Genomic DNA, 22,786 nt, shown 5'->3' with positions numbered 1-22,786 from the left:
GCGGCGGCTCAGAAGGCCAGTTCCACGTCCACTTCCTGGCCCACGCGCACGGCTTCGCCGTCGCCCTCGAGCAGGATGTTGTTCATGCCGAAGCAGATGCCGCCATCGACTTCCGGCTTGGCGCGGTAGCCTTGCAGGATGTCCAGCGGATCGGGGCCGATCTCGCCGGTGGCCTGGTCGATCGACGGGATCGGGCAGCGCGGGCAAGGCTTGACGGGTTTCAGCACCGCGCCGCCGGCACGGAACGTGTCGACATAGTCTTCCTCGTAGGGACCGATGCCGTCGATGACGAGGTTCGGGCGGAAGCGGTTCATCGGCAACGGCGCGCGGCCTGCGCCTTCCAGCCGGCCATTCAGGTCGCGCAGCGATTCGGCGCCGATGACGAGTACCGGGTAGCCGTCGGAGAACAGCGTGGGCGCTTCCACGCCGCCCGTCCATTTCGGGTTGGCCACGCGCAGCGCGTCCGGATGGAAGCGCACCAGCCGGCATGGCACGCCCAGGTAGTTGCTGAACCAGGCGGCCGTCAGCGCGTCGCAGTCGTAGGCTTGCAGCGTGTCGTCCCATACCTGCACGGACAGCGTGGGGGCGGTATCGGGATCGGGCAGGCCGAGCGGGATTTCCAGGCGCAGCATGCCGGGCGCGCGCAATTCCAGCGTATCGAGCTTGGGGCGCGGCGCGACCAGCGCCAGCTTCGGATGCTCGCGCTGGGTCAGGCACATGCCGGCGGCATCCACGACCATCCATTCGCGGTCGTAGATCTGCTCGGACATCAGGCCCGCGCGCGTCAGCGTTGCCGTGCGCAGCGCGATGCCGCCGCAGGACTTGATCGGATACAGGGTGATTTCAGACAGGATCGCCATCGACAGCCGCCATGAGTTCTTCTGACGCGCAGTATGGCAGCAAAGCGACCGGCAGTAAATTGCCGTAGACAAGGCAATGAAGCACCGGCTGGACGCCGAGGCGGAACACCGGCGGGCGCCGGTGCTCCGTCACTCCCGATCAGCCTTCGGAACCTTCCTCGGGCTTGCTCTTCGGCTTGCGCGGCAGCCTGCTGCGCGAAGGCGTGCGCGGCTTCTTGGCAGGCGGCGGTGCTTCGTCAGGCGCGGGTTCGGCCGGCTCCAGCGGCGCGGCGCCTTCTTCCGCGACAGGTTCCGGTGCGGGGATCGGCTCCGGCTCCGGCTCTGCCTGAGGCGCAGGTGCGGGCTCGGCGCCGGCCTTGGCCTTGCCGCCCCTGGTGGTCTTCTTCGCGGCAGCCTGCTTGCGCGCACTGGTGCGGGTACGCTTGGCCGGCGCGGCCTCCGCTGGCTCCTCGGCCGGTGCTTCGGCCTCGGCCTGCGCTTCCGGCACCGCCGCAGTTTCGGCCCCGGTTTCGGCCCCGCTTTCCCCCTCGGATTCCGCATGAAGCGCGGCAAGCGCGCGGGCCGCCTGTTCGGCGGTCGTCACTTGCGCGGCGGCGCGCGCGCGGCGCGTTTCCCGGACCTCGCGGGCCATTTCTTCCAGCGCCTGCTCGGCCGATGCCAGTTCGCTCGCGTAATCGGCGGCGGCCGTTTCAAGCGCTACCGCCACTTCTTCCGTATCCAGGTCGGCGCCGTCGTCGATTTCCTCGCCAAGGTCTTCGGCCAGCTCATTGACCGCCTCACCGGCGTCCAGGTTGTCGTCCTGATTGTCCTCGCTGGCGTACTCGCGCGAGTCCTCACCGGCAGCATCATCCGCCAGCTCGCCGCGCGCTTCCAGCTGCGCGTCGCCCTGCGCGCCCCACGGGCTGGCATGTGCCGGGGCTTCCGCGACTTCCGGCGCACCGCCGCGGCGATTGCGGCCGCCACGGTTGCCGCGGCCACGCCGGCCTTCGCGCTTGTCCTGCGCCTCAGCCGCTTCCGGCGTCACCACCACCGCTTCGCTCGCCGTTTCGGCATCGCCAGCGTCGGCCGCCTGCACCGGCGTCGGCGCCAGGCTGCTGCGATAGACATACGCGCCGGATTTCTCGTCGCGGCCGAATTCGAGCAGGCCGCGCGCCTTCATCTCTTCCAGCAGGTTGCCGAAGGTGCGGAAGCCGTAGTAAGCCTCGTTGAAATCGGGCTTGCGGCGCTTGATCGCTTCCTTCAGCACCGAGGCCCAGATCTTGCCGCTGTCGCCACGCTCGGCGATCAGGGCATCGAAGGTTTCGTAGGCGATGTCCAGGGCCTCGACACGGCGGCGCTCCGATTCTTCGCGCTTCTTCTTTTCTTCTTCCGGCGAGCGCTTCGGCTGCTGCTGGTCGCGCACGTCGCGGCGCTGGCGGCGGCTCTCGCGCACCAGGTCGTCGTAGAAGATGAATTCGTCGCAGTTGGCCACCAGCAGGTCGGAGGTGGAATCCTTGACCCCCACGCCGATGACCTTCTTGTTGTTCTCGCGCAGCTTGGAGACCAGCGGCGAAAAGTCGGAATCGCCGGAAATGATGACGAAGGTATTGACGTGGGCCTTCGTGTAGCACAGGTCCAGCGCGTCGACGACCATGCGGATATCGGCCGAGTTCTTGCCGGAGATGCGCACGTGGGGGATCTCGATCAGCTCGAAGTTCGCTTCGTGCATCGGGCCCTTGAAGCCCTTGTAGCGATCCCAGTCGCAGTAAGCCTTCTTGACCACGATGCTACCCTTGAGCAGCAGGCGTTCCAGCACGGGCTTGATATCGAATTTCTCGTAGTTCGCGTCGCGCACGCCGAGTGCGACGTTCTCGAAGTCGCAGAACAGCGCCATGCTGACATTATCGTTGGATGAAGCCATGACTCTCTTGGGTAGCAGTGAAGCCGCCGATTATACAGGCAGCACCGCGCCCGGCCGCGCCGCTTACAAGACGGCGCGGCCATGGCGGGGCCGTATCGCGGCGTGTTACGGAAATGGCAAGCGAAATGGCAGGCGCCGCGCTGCTGAGGTATCCTCCCGGTTTCGCCCGACAGGAGGAGTCGATGAGGTCCCTGGCCACCACTTTCGCCGCCGCTGCAGCCACCGTCGTGCTGTTCGCCGCACCCGCGCACGCGCAGCTGCCGGATGCCGCGGAGTTCACGCGGCAGGTCAATGCCTTCGTCGACGGCTGGCACGACGATGCCGCCCACGCACGGCCGGCCTACTTCGACAAGATCGCCCCGAACGGTGTGTACATCGGCACCGACAAGAGCGAAGTCTGGACGCGCGACCAGTTCAAGGCCTGGGCCCGGCCGCACTTCGAGGCCAGGAAGGCGTGGGCGTTCACGGCGCAAAAGCGTAATGTGTATTTTTCGTCCGACCGCCGCTATGTGTGGTTCGACGAGCAGCTGAACACGCAGATGGGCACGTGCCAGGCCAGCGGCGTGCTGCGCAATACCGGCGGCGGCTTCCTGATCGAGCACTACCAGCTGTCCCTGGCGGTGCCGAACGCGCTGGTCGGCGGCTTCAGCAAGGCGATCGCCGAGTTTGAAGGAAAAGGCAGCAAGGGCATGGACAAGGACATGGGTAAAGACACCGACAAGGACAAGAAGGCAAAGTAAGTGGCGCGCATCCTCTTCATTCACCAGAATTTCCCCGGCCAGTTCCGCCACCTGGCGCCCGCGCTGGCCGCCGAAGGCCACGAAGTGCTGGCGCTGGGCATGGCCGAGCAGGCCGACCGGCTGCCCGGCGTGCGGTATTTCGTGCACCAGGCGCGCGTGCCGGCGGAAGCGCGGCAGCAGGCGCCGCAGCTGAAGGACCTGTACAGCAAGGTGCTGCGCGGCGAATCGGCCGCCGCGGCGCTGCACAGCCTCAAGAAGCAAGGCTTCACGCCGGATATCGTGTTCGCCCACCCGGGGTGGGGCGAAGCCCTGTACGTGAAGGACGTCTTCCCGCGCGCCCGCCTGCTGATCTATACCGAATACTATTACGGTGCCGAAGGCGGCGATTCGCATTTCGACCCGGAGTTTTCGGCTCCGCCCGAGCTGGCCAGCCTGCAGCGGCTGCGGCTGCGCAACACCCACCTGCTGCATGCCATGTCGGTGGCCGATGCCGGCCTGTCGCCGACGGTGTTCCAGGCCGACCGCCATCCCGCCTGGTTCCGCGACCGCATCAGCGTGATCCATGACGGCATCGATACCGACCGCTTCCGCCCCGATGCGCGGGCCACGGTATCGCTGAGTGGCGCCGGCGTGACGCTGCGGCCGGGCGACGAGGTGGTGACGTTCGTCTCGCGCCAGCTGGAACCCTACCGCGGCTACCATATCTTCATGCGCGCGCTGCCCTTGCTGCAGCGGCTGCGGCCCAATGCACGGGTGATCATCGTCGGCGGCGACGGCGTCAGCTACGGTGCCGCCGCGCCGCAGGGCAAGACGTGGAAGGGCATCTTCCGCGACGAGGTGATGCCGCGCCTGGACATGAGCCGCGTGCACTTCGTCGGCCGCGTGCCGCACGCGCTGCTGACGCAGCTGATGCAGGTATCGGCCGTGTACACCTATCTCACCTACCCGTTCGTGCTGTCCTGGTCGCTGATGGAAGCGATGAGCACCGGCTGCCTGATCGTCGGCTCGCGCACCGCGCCGCTGGAAGAAGTGATCCAGCACGGCCGCAATGGCCTGTTGACGGATTTCTTCGACCACGAGGCGCTGGCGGCGACCATCGCCGGCGCGCTGGAACAGCGCGGCAGCCTGGTCCACCTGCGCACCGCGGCGCGGCAAGCCATCGTCGATGGCTACGACCTGCACCGGCATTGCCTGCCGGCGCAGAAACGCTTCGTGCTGGGTTGAGCCGGCGTCAGGCATCAAGCGTCGACCTTCGAGCTTTGAACTTCACCGTCAGGCGAACAGGAAGTCCCCCGCGCTGGCCGTGCTCACGCCGGTCAGCGTGGCAATCTGCTCCAGCTCTCCCGCGCTGACCAGCGCATCGGCGCCACTGCTGGTGAACAGGTACACGGCGGTGGTGCTGCCGCTGTGCAGCGTGAACAGGGCCGTGTCGCCGGCCGCGTACGCCCCGCCCGCGCTGCCGATGGCCTTGGCCGCGCCGGCCGCCGTCAGGCTCGTGGCGTTGTGGGTGAAGATCACCAGCTCGGCTTCGGCCGAGAAGCCGCCCGGCCCGGCAACCCTGGCGGCGCCATCGACCACGGTATCGCCGTTGCCGACCACGCAGTCGATCGACAGCCGGTCGCCGCCGCTGGCGAAGTCGGCGATCGCATCGTGGCCGAGGCCGATCACGAACGTATCCCTGCCGGCGCCACCGGTGAGCTTGTCGTTGCCGGCGCCGCCGATGATGATGTTGTCCAGCTCATTGCCGACGCCGGTGGAAGCGCCCGTACCGGTGAAGCGCAGTTGCTCGACATTGGCCGACAGCACATGTTTCGAGGCCGTGGTCTCGACGATGTCGTAGCCGCCGTTCGCCCCCTCCACGACCTGGTCCCTGGCCGTGTCCACGATGTAGAAATCGTCGCCGGCGCCGCCGTCGAGCGTGTCGCTGCCCTTGCCGCCCACCAGGATATCGTTGCCGTCGCCGCCCGCCAGCACGTTCGCGGCGCCGTTGCCGGTCAGCCGGTTGTTCGCGGCGTTGCCGGCAATGCTCACGGCCGAGGTCGAGGTGATCGTGGCGTCTTCGACATGCGCCCCCAGGGTCCAGGTGACCTTGGCCTTGATCGCGACATTGACGATGTCGTAGCCCTCGCCGGCCAGTTCGACGACGGTGTCGCCGGCATGGTCGACGTGGTAGGTATCGTTGCCCTTCAGGCCCCGGGTCTGGTCCGCGCCGGCCAGGCCATCCATCGTATCGTTGCCATTGGTGCCGACCAGCGTGTCGTTGGCGTTCGAGGCCACGTTGAAGAAGATCTCGGCCATCGTCTTCACGCCATCGCTGAACCGCACCTGTTCGAAGTTTTTCAGCGTGATCGTCTGCGCGCCGTTTTCCAGCACCACATCGGCCGCGTTGGGGCGCTCGCTGGTGTAGTCGGCGAAGGCACCGCTCACCACGAACGTATCGGTACCGGCACCGCCATCGGCCCTGTTGTCGGCCGCCCCACCGGTGATCACGTTGTCGAGGGCATTGCCGGTGGCCGTGAACGACGAGGTACCCGCGCAAGCCGCGTTCTCGACATTCGCCGCCAGCGTGATCTTCGCCAGCGTCGTGACCACGGTGTCCGTGCCATCGCCCGCCTGCTCCGTGACCATGTCGCCGGCCGCGTCCACGTAATAGATGTCATCGCCGCTGCCGCCGGCCAGCACATCGCTGCCCTTGCCGCCATCGAGCGTGTCGTTACCGGCGCCGCCCGCCAGTACATTGGCGCCGGCGTTGCCGGTCAGTGCGTTGGCCAGCGCGTTGCCGTCGATGGACACGGCGAGCTTGCCCTCGACGGCGACGCCGTTCTCGACGAAACCGGCCAGTTGCCAGGCCTTGCCCGCATAGGCGACCAGCGCGGTGTCGATGCCGCCACCGGCCAGTTCGACCACCGCGGTGCTGGCGTTGCGCACCAGGTAGGTATCGTTGCCCGCGCCACCGGCCAGCGTGTCGATGCCATCGAAGCCATCGATCCAGTCGCTGCCCGCGGTGCCGGCAATGCTGTCGCTGCCGTCCGGCGGCAGTCCGGCCAGCAGCTCGGCCAGCGAATGGACCTTGCCGGCCATGCCGAAATACTCCACGTTCTGCACCAGGAGCGTCTGGCTGCCGCCACCGCCGCCGTCATTTCGCCAGGTGAATACCAGGCCGTCGCTGCCGGCCCGGCGGATCGTGTAGCTTTCCCGCGCCGCCATTCGCATGCACCGTGTCGATACCCGTGCCGCCGTCGAACACGTCGTTGCCGGAGCCCGCGACGATGGCGTCGTTGCCCGCGCCGCCCATCATCGTGTCGTCGCCGGCGCCGGCCGACAGGTGGTCGTCGCCACCCCCGCCTTCCAGCCGGTCGTCGCCACCGCCGCTGGCGAGGGAGTTGTCCAGCGCGTTGCCGATGCCGGTGAACGATCCGCCACCTTCATGCCGCAGTGCCTCCACGTTGGCCGGCAATTTGTAGCGGCCCGATGTGGCATGTACCCTGTCGATGCCGCCGCCGGCGATCTCCTCGATCGCATCGCCCGCGGCATCGGCGTGGTACTCGTCGTCGCCCAGCCCGCCCCGCATCGTGTCGTCGCCTTCCAGGCCATCCAGCGTGTCATTGCCGTTGGTGCCAGCCAGTACGTCGTCGCGCACGGTGCCGGTGATCCGCGCCAGGCCGCCCGTGCCACTTGCGATGTCGTTCAGTATTGCCATGTCCGCACTCCTTCCAGTGATGCCGCGTTTGGGGAATGGAGAGCGTACAGAGAGGCTTGCGGCGGGTGATGGCCTGGAACAAGCTGTCGAACTGAACCATTTTGTGTGGCGGGCTGGGTGACGTCGGCAAGTGCGATGCAGTCGATGGCGGCGATCTGGTGCCGGACACCGGGTTCATGGTGTCGGACACCGGTTTTTTGTGTGAACAATTCCGGCATGCTGGCGAAAACCGGTGTCCGACACATGAATGTGTCCGACACCAGCGGCGCGGACGCCATCGGCAATGCCGGCATTCGCGGAGCCATTCCGCGTGGCGATAAAGGCTAGGTGCCCGCCCCCTTCGCCATCGGCCGCCGCACGGCGCGCACCTTGCCGCTCGCCCCGCCGCCGCAGTAGAACAGGTCGCCGCCATCGGATTCGAGGCCGCTCACGCCGGTACCGGGCGGCATGTCGAGCCGTTCCAGCACGGCCCCGCTGTGCGGGTCGATACGGCGGATGTCGCTGGCCTCGCCTTCCCAGGTGCCATGCCACAGCTCGCCGTCGACCCACGTCACACCGGTGACGAAGCGGCTGCTCTCGATGGTGCGGCGGATCGCACCGCTGTCGGGATCGACCTGGTGGATCTTGCGGTCACGGTACTGGCCTACCCACAGGCTGCCGTCCGCCCAGGCCATTCCCGAATCGCTGCCGCTGCCGGGCGCCGGGATCGACGCCACGACCGCGCCGCTGGCGGGATCGATCTTGTCGATCCGCGTGCCGGCGATCTGGTACAGGTATGTGCCGTCGAAGGCCGTGCCGGCGTCGCCCGTGCGGTCGAGCGAGCGTGTCACCGCGCCACTTTCGGGATCGAAGGCCAGCAGGCTGGCGCCGGTGGCGGCCCACACCTGCGTGCCATCGTGCGTTACGCCATGGATCGTGGTCGCGCCGGCGAACGGGCCGTACTCGCGGACGATTTCGGCGGCCTGGCTGCCGGCCTCCACGTGCTGTTTGCTGGGGATGTCGTTCATGGATGACTCCTTGAGGAAAGAGCGCCGCGCCGGGCGCCGTGGAACCACTCTAGCGAATCGGCAGCCCGGCGGGGAGTAACAAGATCGTCGTGAATGCCGTCAGCGGCGGTGCCAGCCAGCGGCGTGACCGGCCACCGCCCACCGCGCGTACCTGCCCGCCGGCTTCGAGCCCGGCCAGCGCGCGCTGGACGCTGCGCTGGCTGGCATCCAGCGCCAGCGCCAGCGCGGAGGTGGACCAGGGCACGCCATCGGCCAGCAGTGCCACCAGCGCAGCGCCGTCGCCATCGATGGGCGGCTCCAGCAGGGCCACGCCGCGCGCCGCGCGAGGCTGCAACGCGAAGCCCTGCGCGGTGGCGGCGATATCCGCCAGCGGCGAAGCCAGCGCGCGCAGCCGGCCGATCTCGACCCGCAGGCGTGCCCGGTGGGTCTCGTCGGCGTGCCGCATGCGGAAGGCGCGCGCGATCAACGCCTCACGGCTGGCATCGCCGGGCCAGGCTTCGGCAAGCGTCCGCGCCAGTGCGAACAATATCGGCCGGCGCGCCAGCGGCAGCCACGTGCCGCCAGCGCCGATGCCGCGGCGGCAGGCATCGATCACCAGCGTATCCGACGCCAGCAAGTCCGCCACTTCGCCGAGCCGCAGCACTTGCGCACTGCCGGCGGCGACGCGGCGGGCGGCGGGACGGTCGAGTGCCCGGCATGCTTCCTCCACCTCGGCCAGCAAGACCGGTATGCCGGCATAGGAGGCCGCCAAGTGCGCTTCCCGCAGGGCGTCGCGCGCGGCGGGGATGCGCAGCGCACGCAGCGCCAGTTCGGCCGCGCTCAATGCGGCGATGGCCGCCAGCACCGGCGGCAAGCCGCGCGTATCGAGCCGCGCCAGCGCCTCTCCCGCCTCGGCCAGGCGCCCCAGCAACAGCAGGCGGCGTGCCTCCACCAGCCGTGCCTGCGACGCGTTGGCATGGTCGCCATGCGCTTCCAGGGTGGCGGCGGCCAGCGCCAGCGGCCGTGGCGACCCGCCGATGTCGCGCATGGCCAGCGCCACTTCCGCTTCCGCCACCAGGCAGCGGGCGCGCGCCACCGCTTCGTGGGCGCCAAACCCGCGCGCCGCGCTGCGCAGCAGTTCTCGGGCGCGCGGGTGCTCGCCCATCTGGGCCATGGCAATGCCGCGCAGCGCGAGTGCTGGCGGGTCGCCGCGCAGTGCGATCCGGTTCAATGCCGCCAGCGGGTCGCCGGCGGCCAGCGCGCGCGCCGCGGCGGAGATCAGGGAATCCATGGCGACAGGCTACACCAGCGGCCGGCAATTCCCGAAAAACAAAGGGCGGCCCGGTTGCCCGGACCGCCCTTCGATTATGCGGCCAGGCCGCGCTGCTTACAGGGTGGGCAGGCTGATATCGTCCGCCGCGAAGGTCTGCACGCCCGTCAGCGAGGCGATCTGCACCAGCTCATTCCCGCTGACGATGGCATCGTCGTTCTTGCTGGTGAACAGGAACAGGGCGGTGCCGGCCGCATCATGCACCGCGAACAGCGCGGTGTCGCCAGTGCCGTAGGCGCTGGTCGCGCTGCCGATCGCCTTGGCGACATTGGCCAAAGTCAGGCTGCTCACCGTCTTCGTGAAGAACACCAGTTCCGTGCTGGAGGCGAAGCCGCCCGGCGCATCCATGGTCTCGGAGTTGAACTTGCCTTCACCGATCCCGCGGTTGATTGCCAGCGTATCGACGCCGCTCGTGAAATCGGTGACGGTGTCGTTGCCGGCACCGATGACGAACGTGTCGGCACCCTGCCCGCCGGTCAGCTTGTCGTTGAACGCACCGCCTTCCATGACGTTATCCAGCGCATTGCCGATGCCGGTGAACAGGCTGGTGCCAACATAGAACAGGTCCTCGACATTGGCCGCCAGCGTGTACTTCGAGGCCGTGGCCTGCACGATATCGCGGCCGCCGCTTGCAGTTTCCGTCAGCACGTCGCCGGTGGCGTCGACACTGTAGATGTCGTCGCCGTCGCCGCCAGCCAGCGTGTCGTTACCCTTGCCGCCGATGAGGGTGTCGTTGCCGCCGCCGCCAGCCAGGATGTTGGCCGTGGCGTTGCCGGTCAGCGTGTTGTTCGCCGCATTGCCCGTCACATTGATCGCCGTCGTGGACGTGATCGTCGCGTTCTCGACGTGCTCGGCAAGCATGTACGTCATCTTCGCCGCGATGGCGATGTTGACGGTATCGACGCCTTCGTCGGCCAGTTCGATGACGGTGTCGCCGGCGTTGTCGACCGTGTACACGTCGTTGCCCTTGCCGCCCACGAGCCGGTCGGCGCCGGCCAGGCCGTCCAGCGCATCGTTGCCATCCGTGCCGGCCAGCGTGTCGTTGGCCGGCGACGCCACGTTCTGGTTCAGCTCGGCCAGGGTCTTCACCCCGTCGGTGAAGCGCGCCTGCTCGATGTTCTTCAGCGTGATCTTCTGGTTGCCCTTGACCAGCACCAGCTCGGTGGCGTTCGGGCGCTGGCGCGCATAGTCGGCAAAGGCGCCTGCCGCCACGAAGGTGTCGGTGCCCTCCCCGCCATCGAGCGTGCCGCTGCTGCCGCCGATTGCCATTTCGTTGTCCAGCGCGTTGCCGGTACCGGAAAACAGCGCGGTGCCGTTGTACACCAGGTTCTCGAAATGGGTAGCCAGCGTGAATTTCGCCAGCGAGGTGACGATCGTGTCGCGGCCTTCGCCTGCCAGTTCGATGACCTTGTCGCCCGCCACGTCCACGTGATACGTGTCGTCGCCGACGCCGCCCAGCAGGCTGTCGGCGCCCCGGCCGCCGTCCAGCGTGTCGTTGCCGGCGTTGCCGGTCAGCGTGTTGGCGGCGGCGTTGCCGGTCAGGAGGTTGGCGAGGGCGTTACCGGCGAGGCCAAGCGTGTTGCCGGACACGACCTTCGCATCCTCGACATTCGCCCCCAGCAGGTAGGTGCCGCCCAGCAGGGACACATGCACCGTGTCGCGGCCCTCGTTCGCAAGCTCGACGATGGTGTCGCCGCCGCTGTCCACGACGTACAGGTCGTCGCCCTTGCCGCCGGTGAGCAGGTCCGCGCCGCCCTTGCCGTCTAGCGTGTCGTTGCCATCGGTGCCGACCAGCGTGTCGTTACCCGCCGACACGATGTTCAGGAACAGCTCGGCCATGGTCTTCACGCCATCGGCGAACTGCACCTTCTCGAAGTTCCTCAGCGTGATCTTCTGGCTGCCCTTGGTCAGCACCACGTCGCCGGCATTCGGCCGCGAACGGACATAGCTGGCGTAGTTACCGGTGACCACATAGGTATCCGTGCCGCCGGCACCGTTGACCGTATCGTTGCCCTTGCCGCCCGTGATCACGTTGTCGAGCGCGTTGCCGTTGGCGGAAAAGGCGGCGGCGCCGCTGTACGTCAGGTTCTCGACATCGGCCGCCAGCGTGTACGTCCCCAGCGTGGTGATGACGGTGTCGGTGCCTTCGTTCACCAGTTCGGTGATCTTGTCGCCCGCGGCATCCACGTGATACGTGTCGTTGCCGGCGCCGCCGGTGAGCACGTCATTGCCCATGCCGCCCACCAGGGTGTCGTCGCCCGCTCCGCCAACCAGCGTGTTGACGGCGTCGTTACCGGTCAGGAGGTTGGCCAGGGCGTTGCCGGTGAGGTTGACGAGCCCGGTGGAGGTGATTTTCGCGTCTTCCACGTTGGCGCCCAGCGCATAGGTGCCCTTCTCCATCGCCACCTGGACGGTATCGCGGCCCTCGGCGGCAGCCTCGATGACCTTGTCGCCGGCCTGGTCCACCACGTAGGTATCGTTGCCCTGGCCGCCGCTCATCTCGTCGATGCCCGCCATGCCGTCGATGGTGTCGTTGCCGCTGGTGCCGGTCAGCGTGTCGTTGCCGATCGACGCCACGTTGACGAACAGCTCGGCCATCGTCTTCACGCCGTCGGTGAACTTCACTTGCTCCATGCCCTTCAGCGTGATCCGCTGCGTGCCCTTGATCAGGGTCAGGTCGATCGAGTTCGGACGCTGGCGCACGTAGTCGGCCGCCGCGCCAATTGCCACGTAGGTGTCGCTGCCGGCCGCGCCGAAGATCGTTTCGCTGTTGGTTCCGCCCGAGATCATGTTGTCGAGCTCATTGCCTGCGGCGGTAAACACCGCGGTACCGGTGTAGACGAGGTTTTCCACGTTCGCCGCCAGCGTGTATTTCGCCAGCGACGTGCTGACCGTGTCGATGCCCTGGCCAGCCGCCTCGATCACCACGTCGCGCGCTTCGTCGACGAAGAAGATGTCATCGCCCGCGCCGCCCGTCATCTGGTCGGCACCCGCCCCGCCGTCCAGGGTGTCGTTGCCTTCCGCGCCGGACAGCGTGTTGGCCGCGCCATTGCCGGTCAGCCGGTTGGCGCCGGCATTGCCCGCCAGGCCGGCGGCCGCATTGCCGGCCAGCGTGCCATGTTCCACCTCGGCGGCCAGGCCGTACACGCCCGATGCGATGTTCACGATGGCCGTGTCGATGCCTTCGGCCGCCGCTTCCACGATCGTGTCGCCCAGGTGATCGACCTTGTACGTGTCGTCGCCCTTGCCGCCGGCCATCTGGTCCTGGCCCTGCAAGCCGTCGAGCGTGTCGTTCGCGTCGCTGCCGGTGATCGTGTCATTGCCTTCGCCGGGCTGGCCGGCTAGCAGGTCCGCCACCAGCACTTCCTCGTCCGTCCCGGTAAAGTACACCGTCTCGATATTGCGCATCGTGACGGTCTCGCTGGTGCCGATCCGCGTCACCAGCGCGCTAGACCCCGGCTGCCGGGTGAACGTGTAATCGGCCAGCTCGCCCTCCAGTTGCACCGTGTCGGCGCCGGCGCCGCCGTCGGCCGTGTTCGCGCCATCGCCGCCGACCAGCACGTCGTCGCCCGCGCCGCCGCGCAGCGAATCGTTGCCGGCGCCGCCCACCAGGACCGAATCGCCGGCGCCCGCCACCAGCAGGTCGTTGCCGATGCCGCCTTCGAGCGTGTCCATGCCGCCATTGCCGCCGTTCAGCGTATCGTCGCCGGCACCGCCGACCAGGGAGTTGTTCGTGGTGTTGCCGGTCAGCGCCACGGCGCCGGTACCGGTGTAGCGGCCCACTTCCACCCAGGCGGGCAGGAAATAGCTGGCCACCGACACCAGCGCGGTATCGCTGGCACCCGTCGATTCGCCTTCGGTGATCTTGTCCAGGTTGTCGCTGACGATATACGTGTCGTCGCCGTTGCCGCCCTGCAGGGTATCGGCGCCGGCACCGCCATCGAGCGTATCGTCGCCGCTGCCGCCGTCGAGCAGGTTGCTGCCGGCACTCCCCGTCAACACGTTGTCCAGCGCGTTGCCGGCCAGGTTGACCTTCACGGTCGATGAAGCGGTGATCACGCCATCGTTCACATTCTCTTGCAGGGTGTAGGTGCCGGCTGCGCTGAACGCCACCTTCACCATGCTGTACTCGTTGGCGTCCAGCTCGATCACATCCCTGGCCGAATCGACGGTGAACTCGTTGCGCCCGCTGCCGCCGACCAGCGTGTCCGCACCGGCCCCGCCATCGAGCGTGTTGTCGCCCGACGCCGAACCTGTGATCAGATTGGCAATGGAGTTACCGATCCCATGGAAATCGCCGCTGCCGGTGTACGTCAATTCCTCCACGTTCGCCGCCAGGCTGGCCTGGGCCAGCGCCGTGCGCACCGTGTCCCTGCCGCCGTTGCCGGCTTCCACGACCACGTCGCCGGCCGCATCCACCACATACACGTCATCGCCCCGCAGGCCGGTCATCGTATCGTTGCCGGCCAGGCCGTCCAGCGTGTCGTTGCCGGTCGTCCCGATGAGCTTGTCGTCCCCCGCGCTGCCTTCCAGCACATCCGTGCCAGGGCCGATCATGGCCATCAGGAAGCCATTGCCTCCTCCGCCACTCAGGGAATCATTGCCGTCGGTGCCGTTCCGGGTTTCGTTTTGTGGGGTGCCAATGAATGAGGTCATGTGTGGGGGCGATCGGTTGGAATGGTTGCGGCGAGTCAACGCCGGACGCAAATCGTTAAAATTACAAATGGTAACATGTGTTAACCAGTTGAAAACTATCCAATTGTTACGCTCAAAAAACCAACCGGCTGCCGACCCATCCACGTAACCAACTGTCGCATTCCAGGATACGTAGTTTCCGCAAAACATAAATAATTACTATTCAGAACGCTACAATCGCATTTTGAATTCAGCAGTGAAGAGGAAACGGGATGAAAGCTTTCGCCAACATGAAAATCGGAGCGCGCCTCGGCGTGGTGTTTACGCTGGTGCTCGGGCTCACCGTCGTGATCGCGGTGGCCGCCATCTGGCGCCTGAACACGATCGGCAGCGACACCAGCGCGATGATGGCGGCGCCACTGGTCAAGGAACGCCTGATGAGCGAATGGCATACCCAGACCTTCGCCGCGGTGCGCCGCACGGCCGCCATCGTCAAGAGCAACGACCCGAGCCTGGCGGAGTTCTTCAAGGCCGACGGCGCCAAGACATCCGGCCGCTCGACCGCCCTGATCAAGGAAATCGAACCGCTGCTGGAAAGCGAGGAAGAGCGTGCGCTGTTCAAGCGCATCGGCGAATTGCGCAAGGCCTATACCCAGGCCAAGGACAAGGCCATCAAGGCGCGCACCGATGGCAATCCGGAAGAATCGGCGCGCATCCTCAACGAAGAGTACATGCCGGCGGCCGACATCTATGAAAGTACGCTGGGCAAGCTGGTCAAGATGCAGCAGGGCCGCATCGACGCCACCGCCAGGGACATCGAAGCTGATATCGCGGACAGCGCGCGCATGCTCGCCATCCTGGCCGCGGCGGCCGTGACGCTCGGCGCGCTGTGCTCGTGGGTGCTCACCCGCGGCATCGTGCGCCCGATCCAGGAAGCGGTCGAACTGGCCGAAACGGTGGCCAGCGGCGACCTGACCCGCAGCATCGACGCCACCACGAACGATGAAACCGGCGCCCTGCTGCGCGCGCTGCGCCACATGAACGACAGCCTGGTGAAGATCGTCACCGAAGTGCGCGGCGGGACCGAAACCATCGCCGGCGCCTCGGGCGAAATCGCCGCTGGCAACCTGGACCTGTCGAGCCGCACCGAACAGCAGGCCGCCTCGCTGCAGGAAACCGCCGCCTCGATGGAGCAGATCACCGGTACCGTGCGCCAGAATGCCGACAACGCCAGCCAGGCCAACCAGCTGGCGATCACGGCATCGACCGTGGCCACCGAAGGCGGCGCAGTGGTCGGCCAGGTCATCACCACGATGGGCTCGATTAACGAATCCTCGCGCAAGATCGTCGACATCATCGGCGTCATCGACGGCATCGCCTTCCAGACCAATATCCTGGCGCTGAACGCCGCCGTGGAAGCGGCCCGCGCCGGCGAACAGGGCCGCGGCTTCGCGGTCGTGGCATCGGAAGTGCGCACGCTGGCCCAGCGCTCGGCCGCGGCGGCCAAGGAAATCAAGGGCCTGATCGGCGATTCGGTGCAGAAGGTGGACGCCGGCGCGAAGCTGGTCGACCAGGCCGGCGCCACGATGGAACAGGTGGTGGAATCGATCCGCCGGGTCGCCGACATCATGGGCGAGATCACCCACGCCACCAAGGAACAGGCCGTCGGCATCGGGCAGGTGAACCAGTCGATCGGCCTGATGGACGAAGCCACCCAGCAGAACGCGGCCCTGGTCGAGCAATCGGCTGCCGCGGCGGGTTCGATGCAGGACCAGGCCGCCAAACTGGCGCAAGTGGTGGGGCTGTTCAAGCTCGACGCGCGGGCGGCGGCGATTGCCACCGCTGCTCCGGCGCTGGCATCTGCCCGCAAGGGTGCCGTGCGGCCGGCATCGGCTACCCGTGCGGTAAAGGCGCCGGCCACGGCAGCGGTGAAGCCGGCCGTGAAGCCGGCGGTACCGGCGACCGGCAAGGCGGATGAGTGGGAAGAGTTCTGAGGAAGCGTTCCGGCCGCGCTGCGCCGGCGCTACCGCCGGCGCCGGCGCGGTGCCCGTTCAGGTGAACGGGATATCCAGCGACGTGGTTGCGGCCGCGCCGGCGGTGCCGGCGAACAAAGGACTCAGGACACCAGGAAGCTGATATCGTCCGGCGTGAACGCCTGCACGCCGGTCAGCGTGGCAATCTGCACCAGTTCGTTCGCGCTGACGACGGCGTTGTCGTCCCTGCTGGTAAACAGGTACAGCGCGGTCGACTTCGCGTCATGCAGCGCGAACAGCGTCGTATCGCCTTTCCCGTAGGCTTGCGCCGCGCTGCCGATCGCCTTGGCCGCGTTGGCCACCGTCAGGCTCGCCACTGCCGTCGATAAAACCACCAGTTCCGTGCCGGATGAGAAGCCACCCGGCCCGCCCAGCGTGACCGCATCGAACGTGCCGGTGCCGATCGGGCGGTTGATCGCCAGCGTGTCGACACCGCTGGTGAAATCGGTAATCGTGTCGTTGCCGGTGTTGATCACGAACGTGTCGGCACCCAGCCCGCCGGTCAGCTTGTCGCTGCCCGCGCCACCGCCGATGACGTTATCCAGCGCATTGCCGATGCCGGTGAAGGCCGCCTTGCCCGTAAAGCGCAGTTCTTCGACGTTGTCCGCCAGCGTCACCTTCGTGACGGTCGCCTCGACGATATCGTAACCGCCGTCCGCAGCTTCCACGACCACGTCGCCAGCCGCGTCGACGCTGTAAACATCGTCTCCCGCGCCGCCGGTCAGCGTGTCGTTGCCCCTGCCGCCGATGAGGGTGTCGTCGCCCTCGCCACCGACCAGCGCATTGGCCGCGGCGTTCCCGGTCAGCGTGTTGTCCGCGGCATTGCCGGTGACATTGATCGCCACGGTGGAGGTGATCGCCGCATGCTCGACGTGCCCGGCCAGCACGTACGTCATCTTCGCCGCGATGGCGATGTTGACGGTATCGATGCCTTCGTCCGCCAGTTCGATGACGGTGTCCCCGGCGTTGTCGACCGTGTAGAGGTCATTGCCCTTGCCGCCCGCCAGCTGGTCGGCGCCGGCCAGGCCGTTCATCTGGTCGTCGCCATCGGCGCCGGCCAGCGTGTCGCTGGCCACCGAGGCGACGTTCACATACAGCTCGGCCAGCGTCTTCACGCCATCGGCAAAGCGCACCTGCTCGACATTCTTCAGCGTGATCTTCTGGGCACCCTTGACCAGCACCAGCTCGGTGGCGTTCGGGCGCTGGCGCGCGTAGTCCGCGAACGCGCCCGCCGCCACGAAGGTGTCGGCGCCGGCGCCGCCATCGATCACGCTGGCGCCAGTGGTATTGCCGATGGCGAGTTCGTTGTCCAGCGCATTGCCGGTACCCGTAAAGGCCGCGGTGCCGGTGTAGACCACGTTTTCCAGGTTGGCCGCCAGGACGTACCTGGCCAGCGAGGTAACGATGGTATCGGTGCCTTCGCTGGCCAGCTCGGTGACCTTGTCGCCGGCGATGTCCACGTAATACGTGTCGTCGCCAACGCCGCCGGCGAGCACATCGCTGCCCTTGCCGCCATCGAGCGTATCGTTGCCGGCGCCGCCGGCCAGCGTATTGGCGGCGGCGTTACCGGTCAGGAAGTTGGCCAGGCCATTGCCGGTGAGGCCGACCGCGCCGGTGGACGTGACCGTGGCGTCTTCGACGTTCGTCGCCAGCGCATACGTTCCCTGCGCCAGCGCCACCTTGACCAGGTCCTGGCCCTCCGCCGCGTTTTCGACGATCACGTCGGCCAGGTTGTCGACCACATAGGTATCGTTCCCCTTGCCGCCGCCCAGCCGGTCGGCACCGGCCAGGCCGTCGAGGACATCGTTGCCGTCCGTGCCGGTCAAGGTGTCGTTGCCCAGCGATGCCACGTTCAGGGCCAGCTCGGCCAGCGTCTTCACGCCGTCGGTGAATTTCACCTGCTCGATGTTCTTCAGCGTGATCTTCTGGCTGCCCTTGACCAGCACCATTTCGGCCGCGTTCGGGCGCTGGCGGGTGTAGTCGGCGAAGGCGCCCGCGGCCACGTACGTGTCGATGCCGCCGGCGCCGTCGATCGAGTCGTTGCCCAGTCCGCCCGACATGGCGTTCGCCAGCACATTGCCGGTACCGGCAAAGGCAGCGGTGCCCGCGTAGACCAGGTTCTCGACATTGGCCTCGAGCGCGTATTTCGCCAGCGTGGTATTGACGGTGTCGATGCCTTCGCCTGCCAGCTCGGTGACCTTGTCGCCGGCGGCATCGACGTAGTACAGATCGTCGCCGCTGCCACCGGCCAGCTTGTCACTTCCTTTGCCGCCGTCCAGTGTGTCGTTGCCGGCATCCCCGCGCAGGGTGTTGGCAGCGGCGTTACCTGTCAGGAAGTTGGCCAGGCCGTTGCCGGTGATGCCGACCGTGCCGGTGGACGTGACGATTGCATCCTCGACATTCGCGGACAGCGCAAACGTGCCCTTCGCCAGTGCAAGCTGGACGATATCGTGGCCTGCGGCGAAATCTTCGACGATCACGTCGCCGGCATTGTCGACGACGTAGAGATCGCTGCCCCTGCCGCCGCTCATCCGGTCGGCGCCGGCCAGGCCGTCGAGGCTGTCGTCGCCTTCCGTGCCGGCCAGCGTATCATCGGCCGCCGACGCCACGTTCAGGAAGATCTCGGCCATGGTCCTCACGCCGTCCGCAAACTTTACCTGTTCGATGTTCTTCAGCGTGATCTTTTGGCTGCCCCTGGCGAGCACCACGTCGGTAGCATTCGCGCGCTGGACGGTGTAGTCGGCGAAGGCGCCTGTCGCCACATAGGTGTCCGTGCCGCCGGCGCCGTCGACCGTGCCGTTGCCACTGCCGGCCGCGATCACGTTATCGAGCGCATTGCCGGTGGTGGCAAAGGGGGCAGCGCCCGTGTACGTCAGGTTCTCCACATTGGCCGCAAGTGCGTAATCCGCCAGCGCGGTGATGACGGTGTCCGTGCCTTCGTTGAGCCGCTCGGCAACCCGGTCGCCGGCGACATCCACGTAGTACATGTCATCGCCTGCGCCGCCTGTCATCAGGTCGGCACCGGCGCCGCCATCCAGGGTGTCGTTGCCGGCGGCGCCGGACAGCGCATTGGCGGCGCCATTGCCGACCAGGCGATTGCCCCCGGCATTGCCCGCCAGGCTGGCGGCCGCGATACCGGCCAGTGTGCCATGCTCCACATGTTCGGCCAGCACGTACACTCCCGCGGCTATATCGACGATGGCCGTGTCATTGCCTGCCCCTGCGGCTTCGACGATCACATCGGCCAGGTGGTCGACCATGTACGTGTCGTTCCCCTTGCCGCCAGCCATGCGGTCCCGCCCCGCTAACCCGTCGAGCGTATCGTTGGCGTCGGTACCGTTGAGCGTGTCGTCGCCGTCGCTGGGCTGGCCTGCCAGCAGGTCTGCCAGAAACCTGCCCACACCTTCGCTAAAGCGCACGAATTCGATATTGCGCATCGTGACGGTATCGCCGCTGGCAACCCTGGTGGCGAGCGCATTACCACCAGCAAGGCGGGAAAAGACATAGTCTTCCAAACCGCCGTCCAGTTCGAGCGAGTCCCAGCCGGCACCGCCATCGGCCATGTTCACACCGTCACCGGCTGCCAGGAAATCGTTACCCGCTCCGCCAAGCAACGTATCGTTGCCACTGCCGCCGATCAGGAGGGAACTCATGCTTTGCGCGCCCCCCACCAGCGAGTCGTTGCCGTTCCCGCCGTCGAGCGTATCATTGCCCGTGCTGCCGCCGGACAGCGTATCGTCGCTGCCGCCGCCGACCAACAAGTTATCCCACGCGTTGCCGGTCAGTGCCACGGCGCCGGCCCCTGTGAACCAGCCGATCTCCACCGAAACTGGCAGCGTGTAGCTGGCGATCGACACTAGCGCGGTGTCGCTGCCCGCGTAGTCTTCCTCGACAATCTTGTCCAGGCCGTCGCTGACGATATAAGTGTCGCCGCCATCGCCACCATGCAGCGTGTCGGCGCCCGCACCGCCGTCGAGCGTATCTGCGCCTGCGCCGCTATCGAGCAGATTGCTGCCGGCGCTGCCCGTCAAAACGTTGGCTTGCCAATTGCCCACCAGGTTGACGTTCACGCTGGATGCCGCGGTTATCACACCATCATGCAGATAATCCGCCAACGCGTAGGTGCCGGCGGCGGTGAATGCCACCTTCACCATGCTGTATTCGTTGGAGGTCAGCTCGATCACATCCTCTTCCTTATCGACGACGAACTCATTGCGCCCGCGGCCGCCAACCAGCGTGTCCGCGCCTGCTCCGCCATCAAGCGTGTTGTTGCCGCTATAGGAACCATTGATCAAGTTGGCGGAGGCATTGCCGACACCGTGAAAGCTGCCGCTACCGGTATAGACCAGCCTTTCCACGTTCGCGTCAAGACTGGCCTGGCCGAGCCCCGTCTTCACGGTGTCGTAGCCACCGTCAACTGCTTCCACGGCCGTGTCGCCGGCCGCGTCCAAGACATACTCGTCATTACCCTTGCCACCAGCAATCGTGTCATTGCCTGACAGACCGTCCAGGGTGTCGTCGCCGTCACCCCCCACCACGCTGTCGTCACCCAGCGATACCATCCTTGCGCGGAGCTGTAGCCAGCCCAGGCCCTGAACGTTGGCGAAGTCGAATACTTCGACCGCGGCGACCTGGATGACTTGGTCGTCGCGATCGTCGATCGTGAACTCGTTGCCGGCGACATGAACGTAACTGAAGTCCTCGATGTTCCTGCGCAGTTGCAGTACATCGCTGCCGGTGCCACCGTCGACCGATACGCGTCTGTAATCGTTCACAATCACCCGGAACGTATCGTCACCGGTGCCGCCGAGCAGAATGTCGTTGCCGCCGTCGGCTTCCAGCACATCGTCGCCGGTGCCGCCGTCGATGCTGTCGTCGCCCTTGCCACCGGAGACGGTGTCGTTACCGCCCTCGCCGAACAGGGTATCGTTGCCGCTTCCTCCCATGATCAGGTCGCCATTGCGGGGGCCCTGGCCGATCTCGCTGCCGCCGTGGATTACATCGTTGCCCCCGCCGCCTATCAGTTGCTGGTACTGGGCATCGCCACGCAAGGTATCGTCGAACGGTGTGTAGAGACCGTACTTGTCGGTGACATCCATGGCTATCCCGGGTACCGCACCGCCCAGCGGGGAGATCGACGTGTCCTTGTACACCAGATTGTCCTGCGTGACGTCTTCGAGGCGCGTATCACGCAAGGTCAGTACGACGCGCGGGCGCTCGCTCAACGAGTTCTCCAGGCCGTCGATGTCGTACAACAACTTGAGATCGCTGCCCTCCTGCTGCCAGCTCAGGTAGCGGGTGCTGGTATCGAAGGGATTGCCGCCGTCATACCTCGTGTTCTGGACGTACGCGTCCAGCACGATCACATCGCCACCCGGACCAGTGGCGAAATCGGTGACGGTCAAGTGGCCTTCACTACGCTGGCCACCGCCCAGCAAATATGAGTCCCTGCCATTGCCGCCAGTCATCAACGACGTGCCCATGCCCCACATGAATTGCGCAGCCTGGAACGTATCGTTGCCGTCGCCGCCCAGAAGCGTGCTTCCCTTATTGTTATTGCCATACCTCCCCTCGTCGCCAAAGGTGAGAATGTCGTCGCCGGCGCCGCCGTCGAGGCTGTCGCAGTCCACACCGCCGTAAAGCGCGTCATTCCCCGCACCGCCGAGCAGCGTATCGTTGCCGCTACCACCATGCAGCACGTCGTTGCCACCACGTCCGTCGATCAGGTCGTCGGCCTGCTCGCCGTACACCAGATCGTTTCCGGTGCCACCGGTCAGCGTATCGTCCAGGTAACCGCCGTCCAGCGTACCGCCGCCCTCAGGCGCCATCAGTGCCAGTCCCGGCATTGGGCTGCCATCCGGCCGGAGGCCACCCGTGAAGTTCGCCGGCGTCAGCAACTTCATGTCGACATTGCGCAGCGTGACGAACGGCGAGTAAGGCTCGCCACTCTGGTGTATCGCTAAACCGTCGATGATCTTGATCACGGTGTCCGCGCCCGACTGGCTGACCTTGAACAGACTGCCTTCCGCGAACGGGTTCCTGCCATCAAAACGATCCAGGCTCAGCGCAGTATCGATGACCTGGCCCAGGTCGATTACATCGCCACCGTCGCCAGCGACGAAATCGGTGATCACCACATTTGGGTGCACCAAGGCGTGGCCGAATACATAAGTGTCCGTTCCCGTACCGCCGGTGGCAAAGGCCCCGGGCCTGGCTGGCCACGCATCGATGGTGAATTCATCATCCCCGGCACCACCGTCCAGATTCAGCGTGACGTCCCACCCAAACGCGCCATAGGAACCATACGACCCGTTCACAACGATACTGTCGTTGCCGTCGCCCCCTGACAGCGTCGCGTGATATGCCTGTTTATCCATGAACGACTCTGCGACCAGCTCCAGGCGATCGTTTCCCGCGCCGCCATCGAACACGTCCGTACTGCCGTCGATCGTGGCCCTTAGATGGTCGTCGCCTTCGGCACCGTTGAGGGAGTCATTCCCTCTCGTTCCATTCAGGGTATCGTTCTGTGGTGCACTAGTCGTTGCGTTCATGGTGGAGAGACGGTCAGGTAATGGTCTCCCGCATTGACGCAGGATTCCGAA

General features: G+C 66.5%; 11 protein-coding genes. 3 read left to right on the top strand and 8 right to left on the bottom strand.

The features are described from left to right. Positions 1 to 8 precede the first annotated feature (8 nt). Both OU994_RS04105 and OU994_RS04100 read right to left on the bottom strand, forming a co-directional pair. The gene (locus OU994_RS04105) at positions 9 to 860 is read right to left on the bottom strand and encodes an MOSC domain-containing protein (protein WP_281609728.1); all 852 of its coding nucleotides are present in this window, start codon (positions 858 to 860) and stop codon (positions 9 to 11) included. A 139-nt stretch (positions 861 to 999) separates the two neighbouring features. Continuing rightward, positions 1,000 to 2,760, bottom strand: a complete 1,761-nt coding sequence (locus OU994_RS04100; RefSeq protein ID WP_281609727.1) for an NYN domain-containing protein — start codon at positions 2,758 to 2,760, stop codon at positions 1,000 to 1,002. Positions 2,761 to 2,942: 182 nt separating this feature from the next. On the opposite strand from OU994_RS04100, the gene OU994_RS04095 reads away from it, so the two are divergent. Continuing rightward, positions 2,943 to 3,500 (top strand): nuclear transport factor 2 family protein, encoded by a 558-nt coding sequence (locus tag OU994_RS04095; protein WP_281609726.1) that lies wholly within the window; start codon positions 2,943 to 2,945, stop codon positions 3,498 to 3,500. After that, on the top strand, positions 3,501 to 4,724 hold the full coding sequence (locus OU994_RS04090; protein WP_281609725.1) for a glycosyltransferase: 1,224 nt from the start codon (positions 3,501 to 3,503) through the stop codon (positions 4,722 to 4,724). Between the two features lie 48 nt (positions 4,725 to 4,772). Here the strand turns inward: OU994_RS04090 and OU994_RS04085 are convergent, their stop codons facing one another. The 5 genes from OU994_RS04085 to OU994_RS04065 all read right to left on the bottom strand — a co-directional run bounded on the left by OU994_RS04085 (position 4,773) and on the right by OU994_RS04065 (position 14,172). Beyond that, on the bottom strand, positions 4,773 to 6,707 hold the full coding sequence (locus tag OU994_RS04085) for a calcium-binding protein (RefSeq protein ID WP_281609724.1): 1,935 nt from the start codon (positions 6,705 to 6,707) through the stop codon (positions 4,773 to 4,775). Further along, complete coding sequence (locus OU994_RS04080) at positions 6,637 to 7,200, bottom strand: calcium-binding protein (protein ID WP_281609723.1); 564 nt, start codon at positions 7,198 to 7,200, stop codon at positions 6,637 to 6,639. Before OU994_RS04080 ends, OU994_RS04085 begins: the two co-directional genes overlap by 71 nt. A gap of 323 nt (positions 7,201 to 7,523) precedes the next feature. Then, positions 7,524 to 8,207 carry a hypothetical protein gene (locus OU994_RS04075; RefSeq protein WP_281609722.1) on the bottom strand — a complete coding sequence of 228 codons (684 nt, stop codon included), beginning with the start codon at positions 8,205 to 8,207 and terminating at the stop codon, positions 7,524 to 7,526. 49 nt (positions 8,208 to 8,256) lie between these two features. Beyond that, positions 8,257 to 9,477 (bottom strand): helix-turn-helix domain-containing protein, encoded by a 1,221-nt coding sequence (locus OU994_RS04070; protein ID WP_281609721.1) that lies wholly within the window; start codon positions 9,475 to 9,477, stop codon positions 8,257 to 8,259. Between the two features lie 96 nt (positions 9,478 to 9,573). After that, the gene (locus OU994_RS04065; protein WP_281609720.1) at positions 9,574 to 14,172 is read right to left on the bottom strand and encodes a calcium-binding protein; all 4,599 of its coding nucleotides are present in this window, start codon (positions 14,170 to 14,172) and stop codon (positions 9,574 to 9,576) included. Between the two features lie 251 nt (positions 14,173 to 14,423). On the opposite strand from OU994_RS04065, the gene OU994_RS04060 reads away from it, so the two are divergent. Then, a complete protein-coding gene (locus OU994_RS04060; RefSeq protein WP_281609719.1) occupies positions 14,424 to 16,145 on the top strand; it encodes a methyl-accepting chemotaxis protein in 1,722 nt (573 codons plus the stop codon). A 122-nt stretch (positions 16,146 to 16,267) separates the two neighbouring features. Here the strand turns inward: OU994_RS04060 and OU994_RS04055 are convergent, their stop codons facing one another. Beyond that, the gene (locus OU994_RS04055) at positions 16,268 to 22,735 is read right to left on the bottom strand and encodes a calcium-binding protein (protein ID WP_281609718.1); all 6,468 of its coding nucleotides are present in this window, start codon (positions 22,733 to 22,735) and stop codon (positions 16,268 to 16,270) included. Positions 22,736 to 22,786: the final 51 nt, after the last annotated feature.

The organism is Pseudoduganella sp. SL102 (genome assembly GCF_027856995.1).
Lineage (GTDB): Bacteria > Pseudomonadota > Gammaproteobacteria > Burkholderiales > Burkholderiaceae_D > Rugamonas > Rugamonas albidiflava.
Note: the sequence above shows the minus strand (reverse complement) of the source record. Positions and strands in the feature narration are given on the sequence as shown.

Coding starts and splice junctions, on each gene's coding strand:
- OU994_RS04105 (WP_281609728.1), bottom strand. CDS start 860: ATGGCGATCCTGTCTGAAATCACCCTGTATCCGATCAAGTCCTGCGGC.
- OU994_RS04100 (WP_281609727.1), bottom strand. CDS start 2,760: ATGGCTTCATCCAACGATAATGTCAGCATGGCGCTGTTCTGCGACTTC.
- OU994_RS04095 (WP_281609726.1), top strand. CDS start 2,943: ATGAGGTCCCTGGCCACCACTTTCGCCGCCGCTGCAGCCACCGTCGTG.
- OU994_RS04085 (WP_281609724.1), bottom strand. CDS start 6,707: ATGGCGGCGCGGGAAAGCTACACGATCCGCCGGGCCGGCAGCGACGGC.
- OU994_RS04080 (WP_281609723.1), bottom strand. CDS start 7,200: ATGGCAATACTGAACGACATCGCAAGTGGCACGGGCGGCCTGGCGCGG.
- OU994_RS04075 (WP_281609722.1), bottom strand. CDS start 8,207: ATGAACGACATCCCCAGCAAACAGCACGTGGAGGCCGGCAGCCAGGCC.
- OU994_RS04070 (WP_281609721.1), bottom strand. CDS start 9,477: ATGGATTCCCTGATCTCCGCCGCGGCGCGCGCGCTGGCCGCCGGCGAC.
- OU994_RS04065 (WP_281609720.1), bottom strand. CDS start 14,172: ATGACCTCATTCATTGGCACCCCACAAAACGAAACCCGGAACGGCACC.
- OU994_RS04060 (WP_281609719.1), top strand. CDS start 14,424: ATGAAAGCTTTCGCCAACATGAAAATCGGAGCGCGCCTCGGCGTGGTG.
- OU994_RS04055 (WP_281609718.1), bottom strand. CDS start 22,735: ATGAACGCAACGACTAGTGCACCACAGAACGATACCCTGAATGGAACG.